The organism is Rhizobium sp. NXC14 (assembly GCF_002117485.1).
GTDB lineage: Bacteria > Pseudomonadota > Alphaproteobacteria > Rhizobiales > Rhizobiaceae > Rhizobium.
The window spans coordinates 379695-396939 of sequence record NZ_CP021032.1 but is presented as its reverse complement, the minus strand read 5'-3'; the positions used below and the strand labels follow the sequence as shown (position 1 = coordinate 396939).

Genomic DNA, 17245 nt, shown 5'->3' with positions numbered 1-17245 from the left:
CCCTCCCGGAAATCCATGACAACCCATCTTCCACGAAAAAGTCAGACGGCGTGTTTCAGCGCCGCCTTTTCCGCGCGCAGCTCCTCGATCGAGCGGACGTTGCGGCGTGCGGCCCCCGCCCAGTCGCGGGTCTGCACCTTCGATTTCGACAGCCTCTCCTTGGCGGCCGGCACGGCATCGGCATATTGCGGCAGCCAGCGAGCCTGAGCAACGACCATTTCATCGACCATCTGCCAGACCTCCTCGGGTGTGGAGACGGCGCCAACAAGCGGATCGTGCAGCACGGCAAGCTTCAAGAGGTCGATATCGCCCGAAATCGCCGCATGCACCGACATGCGCTGAACGTTGATCGAAGCGATGCAGGTGGCCGCACAGGCTTCCGGCAGGGTGACGCCCGAAACCATGTTGATGCCGAAGCGATCGACGAAGCCTGGCGATTCAATGATCGCATCGGACGGCAGATTGGTGATCACACCGTTGTTCTTGACGTTGAAATGGCCGCGATAGACCCGGTTCGTTTCCAGCCCCTCCAGAATGTGGCTGGCATGTTCGTTCGAGCGTTTGGCGGGATCGATCGGCTTCGACGCCGATTCGAGGAATTGCGGGAATTCCGTCTCGAACCAGTTGCGCGTTTCCGTCGAGTGCCGGAGGTATCCGCCGGTCTCGCCGTGGATCCAGTCGGACATGTCGATCCAGCGGGTGATTTCCTCCGGCCGCTTGCGGTACCAGGGCAGATATTCGGAAAGGTGGCCGTTACTTTCGGTGGAATAGACGCCGAAGCGCTTCAGCACGTCGATGCGCAATTTCTCCTGCTGCGAATAGACGGGATGCGCCTCGAAGGCGGCGACCAGCTCGTCCTTGCCGATCTTGCGGCCGTTGAGGCGCAGATCAATGAACCAGGTCTGGTGGTTGATGCCGGAGCAGATGTAATCAAGCTCGCGCACCGACTTGGCGCCGAGCACCTCGGCGATCTGTTCGGCGCCGTGCTGGACGCCATGGCAGAGACCGACGGTGTCGACCTTGCCGTATTCGATCGCCGCCCAGGTGTTCATCGCCATCGGGTTGGCGTAGTTGAGGAACTTCGCGCCCGGCTCGGCGACCTCTCTTATATCCTTGCAGAAGTCGAGAATGACCGGGATGTTGCGCTGGCCGTAAAGGATGCCGCCGGCGCAGATCGTATCGCCGACACACTGGTCGATGCCGTATTTCAGCGGGATTCTGATATCGTCGGCATAGGCTTCGAGCCCGCCGACCCTGACGCAGCTGATGACATAACGCGCGCCTTCCAGCGCCTTGCGCCGATCGGTCGTCGCCGTCACCCTGGTCGGCAGCCCGTTCGCCTCCACGACACGGTCGAGGATCGCCTTGATCATCTCGAGGTTATGTTCGCTGATATCGGTCAGCGCGAATTCGATGTCGCGAAACTCGGGAACGCACAATATGTCGGTAAACAGCTTTTTGGTGAAACCGACGCTGCCCGCACCGATGATAGCGATTTTGAAACTCATGATCTTCACCTCGGACTGATCGAATGCTAGAGAAAAGATGGCCATGGAGGATCAGGCCGCATGCTGGCGCATGTGGTTGAAAAAGCCGCAAAACTGCCTGTTTTCCTCCCGGCCGCTCTATCGGCCGTGGTCTTCTCTTTCTTGTTCGAGCGGGATTATGCCCGAAATCGGCAGGGCGACCAGAGAAGGATTATGCTTTCAGGGGTAATTTTGTGCTGCAGGATTTGATTGCCAACGGACAGGCGATGAGGACGGTTTCGCTGCCCCGCGGCCGGCAGCGATTGCACGCCATGCCGACCAGCGCGGGCTATGAAGTGCGTGAGAACGAGACCTACGACTGGGACGGCCGCCGGCGCGGCCAGACGCCCTTCACCGTGCTGCAGCACACGATCAGCGGCACCGGCCGGCTGCGCTACCAGAACCGCAATTACCGCCTCCAAGGCGGCGATACGCTGCTCGTGCTCGTCCCCCACAATCACCGCTATTGGCTGGAGAAGGGCGAGCGCTGGGAATATTTCTGGATTTCGATGAACGGCGAGGAAACGCTGCGCATCCACAAGCTGGTGCTTTCCACAGCCGGTCCTGTCTTGAAGCTGCAGCCCTCGACCGTCGATCATCTCGCCGATTGCAGCCTGCGCCTGGTCAAGGGCGCGACGTCGGCGGGAGCAGCGTCGGCGATCGCTTATGAAGCGGCGATGGCGCTCTATGACGATGTCTTCAACTCGGCGGCTGTTGCCGCTGAACTCAGCCTCATGCAGCCGGTGATCGACCATATCAACGCCAATCTCGACAAGCCGCTACCGGTCAGCGAACTCGCCGGCATCGTCGGCCTCAGCCGCGCGCATTTTTCCCGCAGCTTCGCCGAGAGCGAAGGCATGCCGCCGGCCGAATTCGTGCTGCAGCAGCGGCTGCAGCGCGCCGTCAAGCTTCTGACCAAGGCGGACTTCCTGCCGGTCAAGGAAGTCGCCATCATGTGCGGCTTCGAGGACGCCAACTATTTTTCGAAGGTCTTCCGCCGCGTCTACGGCACCAATCCCACCGAATTCCGCACGACCGGCATGTATGCCAGCATCGGCAAGCTTCGCTGAACGGCTGACCACCCGAAAGGCGCAACGCGAAATCCATTGCCAGGTGGCGGTTTGACATCGCTTGGACGAACGGCGATGTTGCTTTTCCGGATCTCCGGCTCGCCCTGCCCAGCGGACGCTGCGAGGAAATGGAATATTCTCAGGGATTATTCGATGACAGCGACGGGGGTTCTTCGCCCGGTCCTTGCCAAAGCGGTTCTGGCTGCACTCAGCCTTCTCTCGCGAGTTGATTTCGATGCTAGAAAATCCCACATGGTCCGAGGCGCTTTCCGATCCCATCGTCCAGGTGGGAGCGGTGGCCGTGGTCGGTGCGATGGTTACGCGAGTTGCCCTGCGCCCCTTCCCGAGCTGGAAGCTGGTCGGTCAGGTGTTCTTCTTCGCGGCGCTGACCATCCTGCTTCTCTATCACGATATCGTGCCCTACGAGGTCAGCCCGACATCGTCTTCCGCCTTCGAACGTGTCTTCATCGGGGTTGCCAAGGTAGTCTGGTGGGTCAATGCCGCCTGGGCGTTGATCGGCTTCGTTCGCGTCTTCCTGATCTTCGAGCGTCAACCGCGGGAGGGACGCCTCGTTCAGGATCTGGTCATCGGGCTGATCTATCTCGGCGCGATCCTTTCGGTGGTGGCCTACGTCTTCAGCTTTCCGGTCGGAACGTTGATCGCCACCTCGGGCGTCTTCGCCATCATCCTCGGCCTGGCGCTGCAGAGCACGCTGAACGACGTCTTTTCCGGTATCGCACTCAATCTCGGCCGGCCTTACACAATCGGTGATTGGATCGTCCTCAACGACGGCGTCGAAGGGCGTGTCGTCGAAACCAACTGGCGTAGCACGCATCTCCTGAACGGCACGAACGACCTTGTCATCCTGCCCAACAGCTTTCTTGCCAAGGTGGGGCTGACCAACCTCAGCAGCCCCGACCGCAGCCACGGCGTCATGCTGACGGTCCGCGTCGTACCGACGACGGGGCCATCGACGATCGTCGAGGTGATGCGCACCGTGCTTTTGAGCAGCGGCTCAATCCTGACGGAACCAAGGCCCGGCGTGCAGGTCAAGTCGCTCAATGCCGATGCGGTGGAGGTGGAGCTCTCTTTCCGCGTCAGGGATATTGGCCACGCCGGGCTGGCGAAGAATGAGATATTCGATCTTATCTACCGCCACATCAAGGCGGCCGGCCTCACCCTGGCGCGGCCGATCGATGCCGCAGGCCCGCCGTCCGACCGGGTGCAGCCGGAAGAAGTGGCAGGGCAGCATCGTCCGACGCCGCTCAAGCTTCTCGATGCCATCCCCCTGTTTGCCTCGTTGACGGAGGACGAGAAGGAGACGCTGGCCGCCTCGATGACGCGGCGGACCTTCAAGAAGGATGCGATTCTGATCGAACAGGGGGATACGGTCGCTTCGCTGATGATCGTGCGCAGCGGCGCCGTCATCGCGACACGCAAGGAAGGCCAAAAGGAAATCGAAGTCGGACGATTGGCACCGGGCGACTATTTCGGCGAGAGCGGACTGCTGATCGGCGCCGGCGAAGCGGCAACCCTGCGCGCCCTCACCTTCGTGGTCATTTACGAAATTGCACAGACCAGTCTGACACCGTTGCTGCACGACAGGCCCGGCATCGCCGAGGAGCTTGCCGCCACCCTGACCCACCGCATCGAGACCGGCCAGCATTCCTTCGTGACCGAAGGCGCAACACTGAACGGCAGCTCGATGACTTCGCTGCTGATGCGAATCCGCCACCTGTTCCAGGTGCCGCAATAGCAGTCAGTGCCACTGCCACGCGCTGAAACACGACTGATGCGCCTTACGCCCGCACCTCGAACACCATGTTGAACGGCGTTTCGGTTGCACGGCGGAAATGCGTGAAGCCGGCGTCGAGTGCAACCTTTCGAAGCCTCATTTCTCCGGCCTGAGCGCCGAGCCCTAGCCCCACCTCCTGGGAGAGCGATGCCGGTGTGCAGATCATCGTCGACGCCCCATAATAGACGCGGCCCACCGGATTGAGATTGTCCTTCAGGTGGTCATGGGCGAAGGGTTCGACGATGAGCCATGTCCCATTCGGCGCAAGCGTTTCCTTGACATGCCGCCCGGCGCCGACCGGATCGCCCATGTCGTGGAGGCAGTCGAACATGGCGACCATGTCATAACCGCGCCCCGGAAATTCGGCCGCCTTGCCCTGCTCGAACGTCACGCGATCGGCGACGCCAGCCTCTTTGGCGGCGGCCTTTGCCCTTTCGATCGACGGGCCGTGATAATCGAAGCCGGTGAACCGCGAGGCGGGATAGGCCTGCGCCATCAGGATGGTCGAGGCGCCGTGACCGCAGCCGACATCGGCGACCCTGGCGCCCGCCTTCAGCTTTTCCTCCATCCCGGCAAGAGCCGGAATCCATTCATTCACCAGATGGCTGTTGTACCCCGGGCGAAAGAACCGTTCGGTTCCGCGGAATAGGCAGGTGCTGTGTTCATGCCAGCCGAGACCCTTTCCAGTGCGGAAGGCATCGGCGACTTTCGGCTCGTCCATCCACATGGATTGCACAACCTCGAAAGCGCCCACGAAGAAGGCGGGGCTGTTTTCCTCGGCGAACACCATCGCCTGTTCCGGCGTCAGGCTGAAACGATCCGATTGTTCATCATAGCTGACATATTCCGCCGCCGCCTGGGCGCTGAGCCATTCCCTGAGGTAGCGCTCCTTCACCCCTGTTTTCGCGGCAAGCTGCTCGACACTCAAAGGCGTCCCGTCGGCCATCGCCTTGAAGATTCCGACTTTGTCACCGAGCACGACCAAGGCGCCCGACACGGCGGCGCCGACGTCGCCAACAAGACGACCGACAAGCGTATCGAGTTTCTGCATATCCGGCTCACGCATTGCAACCTCCCCGGCGCGTGATAAAGGGGCCCAAATTAGACCTTGGTAATATTCAGTCAATCAACCTTCCCATCGCCCAATAGGGTAGCGGCCTCGATCCGGTATCAGCACATTCGCTTGCTTTCTTCGCCGGCGCTCACATCTCTCATAGTGCTGACCGAGTCCAACCATCCGTGTATCAATGCCAATTGATGACTTTTCTCTATCCGCATCTCAGTGCCGCGCGGCACGAGCTCTTATCGCGTGGTCTGAGGACGATCTATCTTCAGCCGCGAAAATCCCAAAGGCGACGATTACCCGTTTCGAAGCCGGGAAGCTTTCCCCTGACGAGCAGACCCTGCGGGACCTGAAGGAGAGTTTGGAGGCAGCGGGCGTTCTTTTCATCCCGGAGAATGGTGGCGGCGCGGGCGTTCGCTTGGCAAGACCGGCATCGGCTTCTATAGACACTGACGAGACTCAGACGGTCCAATACGAAGAACATCTCAAAAACGACGCCCCTCCCGGCGCTGGCGGTTGAATGGCAAAGAAACAGAAGCTTGAGCACTCCGAATTGGCGGGGGAATTTACCGAAGACGGGGTTACGGTGCTCGTCGATATCTTTCGATCCGCGGGCAGCAATGAAGACTGGACGATGGAAGTCGTCACCCAGGCAGAGGACCTGATCCAGTGGGACGAGCCGTTCGCGACGGACCGCGAAGCTTTCGACGAATTCCTCGCGGTCGTGGCGCGGGACGGCATCCGCTCCTTTCTCGACGACGAACCTTCCGTGCATTGAGGGCCGGCCGTGAAGAGTATCAATGATCTCGTCGCCTCGGCGAAAACGGTCTGCGACCGATACCGGGCCGGCCGGATGGAGCGCGAGACCGTGCGGGAATGGGTCCTTCGGCTGGGCGCCTATCCCCCGCCGCACGGAGACCGCGTGCGCGAAGCGGCTGAATGGTTCCGCCTGCACAATCGCGAGCCGGTTTCCGACGATATAGTGCTCGGAGACATCGACCGGCTCAACGCAATTGCAGCGCCGTGATCCGGGTAGGCGAGCTCTATCTGGAATAACCTCAGCCCCGATCCGGACTGGCGCAATTACGCCGTTACTCGACGGCGTAGGACCAATGACGATTGTGACCCTTATGCATAATGGCTTATCCAGCTTCGGGAGGGAGAGGTCTGGGGTTTTGCAGCTTGGGCAAATGTGACACGCTCACGAGGCTGACATGGCTCCTGCATCTCACGCGAAGCGTAAGCCAAGCGCGGCTCGGTAGTTTTAATTCGTGCGGAAATAGAAGGAACAGCACGTGGCAGCATTTCCGGAAAAGGCAAAGGTCGTCATCATCGGGCTCGGCGGCATCGTCGGCGCCTCCATCGCTCATCATCTTGTCGAGCGCGGATGGGACGATATCGTCGGCATCGACAAGTCGGGCATACCGACTGACATCGGCTCGACAGCGCATGCCTCGGACTTCTGTTACACCACGAGCCACGACTATCTGTCGGTCTGGACGACGCAATATTCAATCGATTTCTATGAGAAGATGGGCCACTACGCCCGCATCGGCGGCCTCGAAGTGGCGCGCACCGGCGACCACGCCTGGATGGAGGAAATCAAGCGCAAGCTTTCCTCGGCCCGCGCTTTCGGCACCCGCGCCCATTATGTCAGCCCCTCCGAGATCAAGGAGAAGTTCCCGCTGATCGAGGAAGATCAGGTGATGGGCGGGCTTTTCGATCCGGATGCCGGCCTCGTCATTCCGCGCTCGCAGACCGTTGCCGGCAAACTGGTCGATGCCGCCGAAAAGGCCGGCAAGCTCAAGGTGTTCGGCAACACGCCGGCGAAGTCGCTGATCGTCGAGGGCGGACGCATCAAGGGCGTCGTCACCCATCGCGGCACTATCATGGCCGACCACGTCATCGTCTGCGCCGGCCTCTGGGGCCGCCTGATCGCCGAGATGGTCGGCGAAGACCTGCCGGTCATGCCGGTCGACCATCCGCTGACCTTCTTCGGTCCCTATAACGAGTTTGAAGGCACCGGCAAGGAAATCGGCTTCCCGCTGCTGCGCGACCAGGGCAACTCCGCCTATATGCGCGACACCGGCGACCCGGCGACGACCGAGGGTGGCCAGATCGAGTGGGGCTATTACGAAGCCACCAATCCGCGCATGTGCCATCCGCGCGATCTTCTCGAAAAACACGAAGCCCGCCTTTCGCCGTCGCAGCGCGACCTCGAGATGGAGCAGATCATCGAGCCGCTCGAACGCGCCATGGAACTGACGCCGATCCTCGGCGAACTCGGCTATAACGAAGGTCATTCCTTCAACGGCCTGCTGCAGGTTTCCGCCGCCGGCGGCCCATCCTGCGGCGAGAGCCAGAAGGTGCGCGGTCTCTGGTATTGCGTTGCCATCTGGGTCAAGGACGGCCCGGGCTATGGCAAGCTGATCGCCGACTGGATGACCGATGGCCGTACCGAAATCGATCACAACAGCATTGACTATGCCCGCTTCTATCCGCATCAGCTGACGGAAGAATTTATCGAAGGCCGCTGCTTCGAAGCCGCCCAGAAGATCTATTTCCCGGCGGTTCACACCCGCGAACCCTATGCATCCGGCCGCAACATCAAGCGCTCGCCCTTCTACGAGCGCGAAAAGGAGCTTGGCGGCTACTTCATGGAACTGGGCGGCTGGGAGCGTGCGCACGGCTACGCCGTCAACGAGCACCTTCTGGAGAAGTATGGCGACCGGGTTCCGGTTCGCGAGAATGAATGGGACAGCCGCCATTTCTGGCGCGTCTCGAATGCCGAACACCTAGCGATGAGCGAGGATTGCGGCATCGTCAATCTCAGCCATTTCCACATGGTCGATATCGAGGGGCCTGATCATGTCGAGCTGATGGAGTGGCTGTGCGCCGCCAAGATCGGCGGCGATGCCAACATCGGCAAGGGTATCTACACCCACTTCCTCGACGACGAAGGCATGGTGCGCGCCGACTTCACCGTGTTCCGCATGGCCGACCGCTGCCGTCTCGTCAACGGCGCCGATGCCGGCCCGCGCGATCTGCACTATATGAAGCGGGTCGCTCAAGACCGCGGCCTTGACGTGACCGTCACCGATGTCTCGGAGAAATTCGTGACGATCGGCATCTGGGGTCCGAACGCGCGCGAGACGCTGAAGAAGGTGGTAGCCGATCCGGCCGGGCTCGATCAGGAAAACTTCGCCTTTGCGGCGATCAAGCCGATCGAAATATCAGGCAAGACCGTCACCGCCTTCCGCATCTCCTATGTCGGCGAGCAGGGCTGGGAATTGCACATGAAGTACGAAGACGGCCTCGCCGTCTGGGATGCGCTGCGCTCGACCGGCGTGATGGCCTTCGGCGTCGAGACCTATGCGAACTCGCGCCGCATGGAGAAGAGCCTGCGCCTGCAGAACGCCGACCTCCTGACCCAGTACAACCTGATCGAAGCCGATCTCGCCCGCCCGAAGGTCAAGGAAGCCGATTTCCGCGGCAAGGAAAAGCATCTGGAATACAAAGCGCGCGAGCACCAGCCGGCCATGCTCTGCACGCTCGTCATGACCGAGAATACCGACAAAACAGGCGTGAAGCGCTATCCCGTCGGCAACCTGCCGGTCGTCGATCCCGCCACGGGAGAGGTTCTGGTCGACGAGCTTGGCCGCCGGTCCTACACAACCTCGATCGCCTACGGCCCGACGGTCGGCAAGAACATCGCCCTCGCCTATCTGCCGTGGTCGCATTGCCAGGTCGGACGCAAGCTTGAGGTCGAGTATTTTGCCGAGAGCTACCCGGTGGAGGTTGTCGGCGTCGGCTACAAGCCGATCTATGACCCGGAAAATCTGAAGCCGCGCACCTAATCACTCAAGCACGTGTGGCGCCGCAGGCACGCGGTGCCACACGCATGAGGCTGAGCGGCTGTAGCAGAATTTTGCTGAATTCTATTTGCTGTCGCCAGCGGCAGTTTCGACGCTATCGTCGATGGGACGGCTTGAAATGAACTGTTTCGAGATCAGCCAGCAGCCGAGCGCCCAGAGCGCGCCGGCGCACCATCCGGCGAAAACGTCCGTCGGATAATGAACGCCGAGGTAGATGCGGCTCAAACCGATGATGACGGCCAGGAAGACGCCGGCGCCCATGACGAAAATCCGCGTCGAGGGATAACGTTGTGTGCGCGCCAGCAGCGCCCCGAGCGTCAGATAGGTCACCGCCGAGACCATGGCATGGCCGGAGGGAAAACTGAGATCGCTCACCTCGACGAGGTGCGGCACGACATCGGGGCGCGGCCGCGCGACGAGGATCTTCAAAAGCGTACTCGCCAGCCACCCTGACAGCACCGAGGAAAAGACGAAGATCGCGATCGGCCAGCGCCGGTCGAGCAAGAGATAGACCGTCACGAGGACAGTCATCAGCGACAGAACGGTGATGCCGCCGAGACTGGTGATGTCGCCGACGGCGTGCGTCAGCCAGGCGGGACCGATCGGCATGCTGAGATCGCCCTGATGTCGCAGCGCCAGCAGGATCGACTCATCGAAGCGGAGAGTCTCGCCCTCGATAACCTCGCTCGTCAGCCGCTGCAGCAGGAAGAGGCCGCCGGCGATCGATGCCACCGTGATCAGTGCCAGTGGCTCATATGCGTTGAGCCTAGCCCAAACCCTGCGTCGTTGAACGTCACTCATGCCTGTCGCCAACTCCCTTCGTCATGTCGATCCCCTGCCACATTGGCAATACGCCCCCGGGATTCAAGACCTTGCGGCATTTAGCGAGCGCCGGGGGACCCGCGGTAGCAAACGCTCAACCTTCTTTTGCTATGGCTGAAGCGGATTGTCCTGGAGGCTTCGACGATGAAAATTCTGACCGCGATAGTTCTGCTGGCATCCATCCTGCAGCCGGTCTCCGCCTTCGGCGAGACCGAATGGATGGGCGGCGCAAGACAATGGTCGGTCGGCTATGCGAGCGACAGCCCACCCTATTGCCGGCTGCTGTGGGAGAGCGAGATCGGCAAGAGCATGGAATTCCGCCAGAGTGCGACCGAGACGTTCTGGCTGGTGTCGAAGAACAGCTGGGACATCCCGGCCGGCACCAAGACCCAGGTGACGCTGACTGATCGAAATGTGACGAAAGCCGTTGCCGCCGAGTTCTTCGACAAGCATACGCTTCGCCTCTGGCCCGTGGGCAGCAAGGGTAGCGGCGGACTGAAGAAGATCATCAAGAATTCCTTTTCCGGAACCCCTGACGTGCAGTTGACCTTTGCCGGCGACGAAGGCGACTGGACGCTGCCGCTCTCGCGGGTGGACCAGCTCTACCCCACGTTCGCCCGATGCCTCAAACGCCTCGACGCCGACGGAAAACCGAAGCAGGATTCCGACTCCAGCAAGCCGTTCTGACGTCTGCCCGATCAATTCATCGGTGGCGGCACAGTCTCGCGGATCAGGCTGCGCACGGCCTCGATATCGCCATTGAGCGGCCGCTCGTCGCCATAATGGGAGATACGCTCCCGCACGGCCTGATAGATAAGATCCGTGCCTGCCGCCCGGGGCGCCGTCGCCGCCAGGAAATCATGCGCCTGGGCGGCAGCCATCAGCTCGATCGCCAGGATATATTCGGCATTGTCGATGACCGCGAGCAGCTTGCCGGCGGCAGCCGTCGGATGCGCGAGGAAATCCTCCTGCAGGCCGGAGGTCAGCCCGCCGTCAAGCGCTGCGGGCGCGGCAAGGCGGCGATTTTCATTGCTCAGCGCCGCTGCGGTATACTGGGCGATCATGAAGCCGGAATGGCTGCCGGCATCGCTCGCCAGAAACGGCGGCAGGCCACTCACCAGTGGATTGACCAGCCGGTCCATGCGCCTCTCGCTGATCGCACAGAGCTGCGCCATTGCAACGGCGAGGCTGTCGGCCGCCTGCCCGAGCGCCGGGGCGACCGCATGTGCCTCGGAGGAGACGACGGGTTCTTCCGGAGTGCCTGAAACGGCGGGATTGTCCGTTACCGAAGCGAGCTCCTGATCGGCGATGCGGGCGGAATTGTCGAAGACATCACGGGCCGCTCCGTGGGCATGCGGCACCGAACGAAGGCTCAGCGCATCCTGGGTACGCCGGCCAAAGGCGGCGGCGATGAGACCGCTGCCCTGGAGCCGTGCGCGCAGCGTAGCGCCTACTTTCTCTATTCCCGCCGATGGGCGCAGCGCCAGCACCGCCTCGTCGAAGGCGGCGATCTGGCAGCCCGCCGCTTCCAGCGTCAGCGCCGCGATGGCATCGGCCCAGTCGAGCAGCCGTTCGGCGCGCCAGAGTGCCAGTGCGGTCAAGCCCGTGGAGCAGGCCGTCCCGTTGACGAGGCTCAAACCCTCCTTGGCGCCGAATACCAGCGGGACAAGGCCGATCGCCGCAAGCGCTTCGCGGCCGCTCATACGCCGTCCGGCAAGCGTCGCGCTGCCTTCGCCGATCAGGACGAGCGCGGTATGGGCATTATGGGTGAGATAACCGGCCGAGCCCTTGGATGGCACGTCCGGAATGCAATCATGCTCCAACAGGGCCGCAAGATGCTGGACGATCTCACGCCGCACGCCGGAATGGCCGTGGGCAAAATTGGCGATCTCGGCGGCGATGATGGCGCGCACCTCGCGGGCGGGCAGAAGCGGCCCGACGCCACAGGCATGGCTGAGCACGATGCTGCGCGACAGCAGGCTCTGCGAGGCGCGGTCGACCACCGTATCGGCCAGCGCCCCGACGCCGGTGTTGACGCCATAGGCGCGCACGCCGGTTTCGACGATGCGCGCGACGATCCGGCTTGCCCTTTCGACCCGCGCCCAGGCAGCCGGCGACAGCGCAAGCGCCTCCCCTGCCCCGACGCGCGCAACATCGCGCCAGCCCAGCACCTTATCGAGGACGACCGTCATCGACCCGTTCCGAAATTACCGATGAACTGGCGGAAGGCGGGTGTGGCGCCGCCGGCAAACATCTCGTCCGGCGTGCCGCTGCTTTCGATCAGCCCTTCGCGCATGAAGACGACACGGTTCGAGACGTTGCGGGCAAAGCTCATCTCATGGGTGACGACGAGCATGGTCATGCCCTCCTCGGCAAGCGCGCGCATGACGCGCAGGACTTCGCCGACCAGCTCCGGATCGAGCGCCGACGTCGGCTCGTCGAAGAGCATGACCTTCGGCTTCATCGCAAGCGCGCGGGCGATGGCGGCGCGCTGCTGCTGGCCGCCGGAGAGATGGGTGGGATAGGCATGGCGTTTGTCTGCGATGCCGACCTTTTCGAGCAGCGCCTCGGCCTCGGCGATACATTCGGCGCGCGGCCGCTTCAGCACATGAATGGGTCCCTCGATGACATTCTGCAGGATGGTCATGTGGGACCAGAGGTTGAAGGACTGGAACACCATGCCGAGTTCGGAGCGGATATGGTCGACCTGCTTCTGGCTCGCCGGCCTTGTCTTGCCGTTCTTGTGGACCATCTCGATATGCTCGCCGTCGACCCAGATTTCGCCGTCGCTGGCGGTTTCGAGCATGTTGATGCAGCGCAGGAAGGTCGATTTGCCGGAGCCTGAGGCGCCGAGCAGCGAAATCACGTCGCCGTCCTCGGCATCGAGGGAAATGCCGCGCAGCACTTCATGGGTACCGAAGCTCTTGCGGATGTTGCGAACCGAAAGTCGGGTGACGCCTGGCATGGTTGCTCCAATCAGGTCAAAAACGCCTATGCCTTCAGCGGCTGCGGGGCCGCTCGGCGGTGTCGGGAGAGCGAATATTCAAGCAGGGCCATGCCCTGCAGGATGATGAAGTTCAGAACGAGATAGATGATCGCCGCGCAGAGGAAGACCTCCATCGTCCGGTAGGTCTGCGAGATCAGCCGCTGGGCGACGCCGGTGACCTCCCAGACGGTGACGAGGCTTGCGAGCGCCGTTGATTTCATCATCAGCACGATCTCGGTGGAATAGGCCGGCAGCGCGTGGCGGAAGGCGATCGGCGCCAGGATGCGGCGCACCAGCAGGAAACCGGACATGCCAATCGAGCGCGCCGCCTCGATCTCCTTCGGCGACACGGCACGGATGCCGCCGCGGAAGATCTCCGCGGTATAGCCGGCAGTGCAGAGCGCCAAGGACAGGATGGCGCAGACCATCGGCTCGCGCAGGAACGGCCAGAGGAAGGAATAGCGGATGACGCCGAACTGGCCGAGACCGTAGAAGACCAGGAACATCTGGATCAACAGCGGCGAGCCGCGGAAGACGAAGATATAACCTTTGGCGAAGCCCGAAAGCATGCGGTTGCCGCTGACCCGCATCCAGACAATGACGAGGGCCAGCAGGCCGCCGAAGAAGATCGACAGCGAAAACAGGATCAGCGTCGTCGGCACGGCTTTCAGCAATGTGACCATGGTCGAGGCGAGAAAGGTGAAATCCATCTTCGCCTCCTTACGCCTGGCCCATGGCCGATGCCGGCATGCTGCGATTGGCGCGGCGTTCGGCGCCGTTGAAGATGCAGTCCGAAAGGCTGGTCAGGATCAGGTAGAGCGCGCCGCCGGCGATGAAGAACAGGAAATACTGCCGCGTCGAGCCCGCCGCCACCTGGCTGGTGCGCATCAGCTCGGCAAGGCCTGTGACGGAGATCAGCGCCGAATCCTTGAGACTGAGCTGCCAGACATTGCCGAGGCCCGGAATGGCGAAGCGAAGCACCTGCGGCATGATGATGCGGCGAAAGCGCAGCCCGCGGTGCATGCCGATCGCCGAGGCGGCTTCGAGTTCGCCCTTGGAAATGGCGAGGAAGGCGCCGCGGAACACTTCCGCCTGATAGGAGCCGGAGATGATGCCGACGGCAAGCGCGCCGGCGGCAAAGGACGGTAGGCCGAGGAAACCCTCGTAGCCCATCGCCTTGCCGATCGAGGTGACGGCCGAGGAGCCGCCGAAATAGATGAGATAGATGATCAGCAGTTCCGGCACGCCGCGAAACACGGTGGTATAGACATTGCCGAGCGTGATGAGGAGCGGATTGCCGGAGAGTTTCGCGAAGGCGACGACCGCGCCCAGCAACGCGCCGATCGCCAGCGCCGTCGCCGTGACGGCGAGCGTCATCAAGGCGGCGAGAATGAGCAGCGCGCCCCATCCGGTTGAACCGAAGCCGAGCAGTTCCAAGCTTGCCATATCGTCCGTTCCCCGTCCGCGGCAGTGTCTTATGGATTTGAGAATAACACGCGGTCTCCGGCGTTAAAGCCGGAGACCGCACCTGCGGCCAGAGGCCGTAAGGCTTATTGCTGCGGGCTGACGTCGACCTTGAACCATTTCATCGAAAGGTTCTTGACCGTGCCGTCGGCCAGCGTCGACTTGATCGCCTCGTTGAACTTGTCACGCAGCTCGGTATCGGCCTTGCGGATGCCGAGGCCTTCGCCTTCGCCCCAGATCGAGCCGACGATCTCCGGGCCGGTGAAAGCAAGCGCGCCGTTGGCGGCCTCAAAGGCATTGGCGAAATAGACGGCGTCGTCGAAGCCGAGGTCGATGCGGCCGTTCTGCAGGTCGAGGTCGCGATCGGCACCGGTCTTGTATTCACGGATCTCGGCGATATCGCCGAAATTGTCATAGACGAACTTGGCATAGACGGTCGCCGCCTGGATGCCGATGGTCTTGCCCTTGAAGAGTTCCTTCAGCGCGTCGATCTCCTTCACGCCGGTCTGGCCGGGCGTCATCTTGATCGTGGCGCCGGTGCCGGCGGCATTGGCGAGCGGGCTATCCTTGGCCGTGGCGAAAGCGGCGGGAGTCGCGGCATAGGGAATGGTGAAATCAATAATCTTCCGCCGCTCTTCGGTAATCGACAGCGCATCCATGATGACGTCGAACTTGCCGGCGTTGAGCGCCGGGATCATACCGTCCCAATCGGAGGCAACCAGCGTGCATTCGATCTTGGCGCGCTCGCAGAGCACCTTGGCAAGCTCAGGCTCGAAGCCACCAAGCGTACCGTCGGCATTGGTGAGATTCCAAGGCGCATAAGCGCCCTCAAGGGTGATGGTCGCCTTCGTCCAGTCCTTGGAAAAGGCCGGAGCTGCGAAGGCGGAAAAGGCGGCGACGCCGCAAAAAAGGATTGCGCTTAATTTCATCGATGAATTCTCCTCTGGAGTTGAAACAGACCTTGCGGCACCGCCGATCTCCGCCGGCTTGCCCGTTCCGTCCTATTTTTTCGTCGAGGACTGTTCGGGAGGTTGTATATGGTACCATATGAGAAAATTTGTGATATGCAAGAGAAAAGTCGATTTATATGGCGAATTGCATCCGTGCAAAAGGAATAGGCAATGAAGCGTTCCGACGAGATGAAACGCGACCTGGCAGGAAATGACAGCACGCCGCTCTATGCCGGCGTCAAACAGGTGATCCTCGACCGCATCCACAGTGGTGAATGGCCGCCGAAATACCGCGTTCCCTCGGAAAACGAACTGGTCGTCGAGCTCGGCGTCAGCAAGATGACCGCCAACCGGGCGCTGCGCGAACTTGCCAACGAGGGCGAACTCGTCCGCATCCAGGGTGTCGGCTCCTTCGTCGCCGAGCGCAAGGGCTATTCGGCGCTGTTCGAGGTGCGCAACATCGCCGAGGAGATCGCCGAACGCGGCCATGTTCATGAGGCGTCTGTCGTCATTCTTGCCCAGGAAACCGCCTCTCCCGAGATCGCTGACAGCTTGGAACTTGAAATCGGCGCGGCGGTCTTCCACTCGCTGATCGTGCACAGCGAAAACGGCGTTCCGGTGCAGATCGAGGACCGTTTTGTCCATCCGGAAGCCGCTCCCGACTATCTCAAGCAGGACTTCACGACGCTGACGCCGAACGCCTATCTGACGGCGGCCGCCCCGCTCAGCGGCTCCGAGCATGTCGTCGAGGCGGCGATGCCGCAGGCCTGGGAATGCAAGCTGCTCACTATTCTCAAGACCGAGCCGTGCCTGACGATCCGCCGGCGCACATGGTCGGCAAAACAGGTGGTCTCGACCGCCCGCCTCGTCTATCCCGGCTATCGTTATCGGCTCGAAGCACGCAGCGGCAAGATGTTCGAAGAGTGAAAGCACTCGCCATCTTGTATATGGAACCTACTGCGAGGCCGGCGTGAATCGCGCCACCAGGGCGTGGCGATCGCCCGGATAGGTGAAACGGACGTGGGTCACCGGACCGGCGCCGCTCCAGGTGCGGCGTTCGACTACCAGGCAGGCAGTGTTGCGCGGAATGTCGAGCGCCGCGGCCACCTCGGCACTGGCGGAGACCGCGTGGATCCGGTGTTCGGCCGTGCTCCACGGCACCTGGCCAAGCAGCCACGGCCCCGGCGCCACCGTCAGAAAATCGGCATCGGCGGCCTCAGGCACGGTTTCAAGGCTGATCAGCCTCTCCTCGAGGCAGAAGGGCCGCGCCCCGGCATTGTGGACGCAGACCACCTCGACGACCGAAGACGCCACGGGCAGTTCCAGCCGGCTTCTGTCTTCCGCTTTCGCCTTGCGGCTCGCCTTCTTCGAAAGCGCATAGGAATAAGGCAGGTTCAGCGACTGCACCTCAGCCTTGATGTCGTGGATTTCGAGCACGGCCGATTGCGCCTGCGGCTGGGTGACGAAGCTGCCGGATTTCTTGCGGCGCTCGATCAGGCCCGCCTTGGCGAGCTGAGTCAGCACCTTGTTCACCGTCATACGCGAGCAGTCATACTGCGTGGCGAGGTCGACCTCGAAGGGAATACGATGCCCCGGTGGCCATTCGCCCGAGACGATACGCCCCTCGATCTCGCCCAGGATGCGCTGGTGCAAGGTCAGATCCCTGCTTTGGTTCATCGCCACGTTCCGATTGG

General features: G+C 62.0%; 17 protein-coding genes. 8 read left to right on the top strand and 9 right to left on the bottom strand.

The annotated features are described in order from the left end of the window. Nucleotides 1-41: 41 nt before the first annotated feature. The gene (locus NXC14_RS26215; protein ID WP_085781269.1) at nucleotides 42-1508 is read right to left on the bottom strand and encodes an alpha-glucosidase/alpha-galactosidase; all 1467 of its coding nucleotides are present in this window, start codon (nucleotides 1506-1508) and stop codon (nucleotides 42-44) included. A gap of 245 nt (nucleotides 1509-1753) precedes the next feature. On the opposite strand from NXC14_RS26215, the gene NXC14_RS26210 reads away from it, so the two are divergent. Together NXC14_RS26210 and NXC14_RS26205 are read left to right on the top strand one after the other, a co-directional pair. Further along, complete coding sequence (locus tag NXC14_RS26210) at nucleotides 1754-2596, top strand: AraC family transcriptional regulator (protein WP_085781270.1); 843 nt, start codon at nucleotides 1754-1756, stop codon at nucleotides 2594-2596. Between the two features lie 235 nt (nucleotides 2597-2831). After that, nucleotides 2832-4352, top strand: a complete 1521-nt coding sequence (locus NXC14_RS26205) for a mechanosensitive ion channel family protein (RefSeq protein ID WP_085781268.1) — start codon at nucleotides 2832-2834, stop codon at nucleotides 4350-4352. 43 nt (nucleotides 4353-4395) lie between these two features. Here NXC14_RS26205 and NXC14_RS26200 read toward each other — a convergent pair whose 3' ends face one another. Further along, nucleotides 4396-5457: a class I SAM-dependent methyltransferase gene (locus NXC14_RS26200; RefSeq protein ID WP_085780939.1), complete on the bottom strand. Its 1062-nt coding sequence runs from the start codon at nucleotides 5455-5457 to the stop codon at nucleotides 4396-4398. Between the two features lie 181 nt (nucleotides 5458-5638). Between NXC14_RS26200 and NXC14_RS33680 the strand changes: the two genes are divergently transcribed. From NXC14_RS33680 to NXC14_RS26180, 4 genes are all read left to right on the top strand, one after another. After that, nucleotides 5639-5974 carry a helix-turn-helix transcriptional regulator gene (locus NXC14_RS33680; RefSeq protein WP_085780938.1) on the top strand — a complete coding sequence of 112 codons (336 nt, stop codon included), beginning with the start codon at nucleotides 5639-5641 and terminating at the stop codon, nucleotides 5972-5974. Then, the gene (locus NXC14_RS26190) at nucleotides 5975-6232 is read left to right on the top strand and encodes a hypothetical protein (RefSeq protein ID WP_085780937.1); all 258 of its coding nucleotides are present in this window, start codon (nucleotides 5975-5977) and stop codon (nucleotides 6230-6232) included. It abuts the gene before it with no gap. 9 nt (nucleotides 6233-6241) lie between these two features. Next, the gene (locus NXC14_RS26185; protein WP_085780936.1) at nucleotides 6242-6481 is read left to right on the top strand and encodes a hypothetical protein; all 240 of its coding nucleotides are present in this window, start codon (nucleotides 6242-6244) and stop codon (nucleotides 6479-6481) included. 268 nt (nucleotides 6482-6749) lie between these two features. Beyond that, the gene (locus NXC14_RS26180; RefSeq protein ID WP_085780935.1) at nucleotides 6750-9311 is read left to right on the top strand and encodes an FAD-dependent oxidoreductase; all 2562 of its coding nucleotides are present in this window, start codon (nucleotides 6750-6752) and stop codon (nucleotides 9309-9311) included. A gap of 81 nt (nucleotides 9312-9392) precedes the next feature. On the opposite strand, the gene NXC14_RS26175 is transcribed toward NXC14_RS26180, so the two are convergent. After that, entirely contained in the window at nucleotides 9393-10130 is a 738-nt protein-coding gene (locus NXC14_RS26175; RefSeq protein WP_085780934.1) for a phosphatase PAP2 family protein, read from the bottom strand. Nucleotides 10131-10295: 165 nt separating this feature from the next. On the opposite strand from NXC14_RS26175, the gene NXC14_RS26170 reads away from it, so the two are divergent. Next, complete coding sequence (locus NXC14_RS26170; RefSeq protein ID WP_085780933.1) at nucleotides 10296-10838, top strand: hypothetical protein; 543 nt, start codon at nucleotides 10296-10298, stop codon at nucleotides 10836-10838. Nucleotides 10839-10849: 11 nt separating this feature from the next. Here NXC14_RS26170 and hutH read toward each other — a convergent pair whose 3' ends face one another. The 5 genes from hutH to NXC14_RS26145 all read right to left on the bottom strand — a co-directional run bounded on the left by hutH (nucleotide 10850) and on the right by NXC14_RS26145 (nucleotide 15530). Further along, nucleotides 10850-12343 carry a histidine ammonia-lyase gene (hutH, locus tag NXC14_RS26165; RefSeq protein ID WP_085780932.1) on the bottom strand — a complete coding sequence of 498 codons (1494 nt, stop codon included), beginning with the start codon at nucleotides 12341-12343 and terminating at the stop codon, nucleotides 10850-10852. After that, the gene (locus NXC14_RS26160; RefSeq protein WP_085780931.1) at nucleotides 12340-13116 is read right to left on the bottom strand and encodes an ATP-binding cassette domain-containing protein; all 777 of its coding nucleotides are present in this window, start codon (nucleotides 13114-13116) and stop codon (nucleotides 12340-12342) included. Before NXC14_RS26160 ends, hutH begins: the two co-directional genes overlap by 4 nt. A gap of 26 nt (nucleotides 13117-13142) precedes the next feature. Beyond that, entirely contained in the window at nucleotides 13143-13847 is a 705-nt protein-coding gene (locus NXC14_RS26155) for an ABC transporter permease subunit (protein ID WP_085780930.1), read from the bottom strand. A gap of 10 nt (nucleotides 13848-13857) precedes the next feature. Continuing rightward, nucleotides 13858-14583: an ABC transporter permease subunit gene (locus NXC14_RS26150; protein ID WP_085780929.1), complete on the bottom strand. Its 726-nt coding sequence runs from the start codon at nucleotides 14581-14583 to the stop codon at nucleotides 13858-13860. 104 nt (nucleotides 14584-14687) lie between these two features. After that, nucleotides 14688-15530: a transporter substrate-binding domain-containing protein gene (locus NXC14_RS26145; protein WP_085780928.1), complete on the bottom strand. Its 843-nt coding sequence runs from the start codon at nucleotides 15528-15530 to the stop codon at nucleotides 14688-14690. Between the two features lie 192 nt (nucleotides 15531-15722). Between NXC14_RS26145 and hutC (NXC14_RS26140) the strand changes: the two genes are divergently transcribed. After that, nucleotides 15723-16478: a histidine utilization repressor gene (gene hutC / locus NXC14_RS26140; protein WP_085780927.1), complete on the top strand. Its 756-nt coding sequence runs from the start codon at nucleotides 15723-15725 to the stop codon at nucleotides 16476-16478. Between the two features lie 27 nt (nucleotides 16479-16505). Here the strand turns inward: hutC (NXC14_RS26140) and hutC (NXC14_RS26135) are convergent, their stop codons facing one another. Beyond that, entirely contained in the window at nucleotides 16506-17228 is a 723-nt protein-coding gene (hutC, locus tag NXC14_RS26135; protein ID WP_085780926.1) for a histidine utilization repressor, read from the bottom strand. Between the last annotated feature and the right edge of the window lie 17 nt (nucleotides 17229-17245).

Bases quoted from the DNA above. Each gene is read 5' to 3' on its own strand.
- hutC (WP_085780927.1), top strand. From the start codon at position 15,723: ATGAAGCGTTCCGACGAGATGAAACGCGACCTGGCAGGAAATGACAGC.
- hutC (WP_085780926.1), bottom strand. From the start codon at position 17,228: ATGAACCAAAGCAGGGATCTGACCTTGCACCAGCGCATCCTGGGCGAG.
- NXC14_RS26150 (WP_085780929.1), bottom strand. From the start codon at position 14,583: ATGGCAAGCTTGGAACTGCTCGGCTTCGGTTCAACCGGATGGGGCGCG.
- NXC14_RS26145 (WP_085780928.1), bottom strand. From the start codon at position 15,530: ATGAAATTAAGCGCAATCCTTTTTTGCGGCGTCGCCGCCTTTTCCGCC.
- NXC14_RS33680 (WP_085780938.1), top strand. From the start codon at position 5,639: ATGCCAATTGATGACTTTTCTCTATCCGCATCTCAGTGCCGCGCGGCA.
- NXC14_RS26200 (WP_085780939.1), bottom strand. From the start codon at position 5,457: ATGCGTGAGCCGGATATGCAGAAACTCGATACGCTTGTCGGTCGTCTT.
- NXC14_RS26210 (WP_085781270.1), top strand. From the start codon at position 1,754: ATGAGGACGGTTTCGCTGCCCCGCGGCCGGCAGCGATTGCACGCCATG.
- NXC14_RS26175 (WP_085780934.1), bottom strand. From the start codon at position 10,130: ATGAGTGACGTTCAACGACGCAGGGTTTGGGCTAGGCTCAACGCATAT.
- NXC14_RS26160 (WP_085780931.1), bottom strand. From the start codon at position 13,116: ATGCCAGGCGTCACCCGACTTTCGGTTCGCAACATCCGCAAGAGCTTC.
- NXC14_RS26190 (WP_085780937.1), top strand. From the start codon at position 5,975: ATGGCAAAGAAACAGAAGCTTGAGCACTCCGAATTGGCGGGGGAATTT.
- NXC14_RS26215 (WP_085781269.1), bottom strand. From the start codon at position 1,508: ATGAGTTTCAAAATCGCTATCATCGGTGCGGGCAGCGTCGGTTTCACC.
- NXC14_RS26170 (WP_085780933.1), top strand. From the start codon at position 10,296: ATGAAAATTCTGACCGCGATAGTTCTGCTGGCATCCATCCTGCAGCCG.
- NXC14_RS26155 (WP_085780930.1), bottom strand. From the start codon at position 13,847: ATGGATTTCACCTTTCTCGCCTCGACCATGGTCACATTGCTGAAAGCC.
- hutH (WP_085780932.1), bottom strand. From the start codon at position 12,343: ATGACGGTCGTCCTCGATAAGGTGCTGGGCTGGCGCGATGTTGCGCGC.
- NXC14_RS26205 (WP_085781268.1), top strand. From the start codon at position 2,832: ATGCTAGAAAATCCCACATGGTCCGAGGCGCTTTCCGATCCCATCGTC.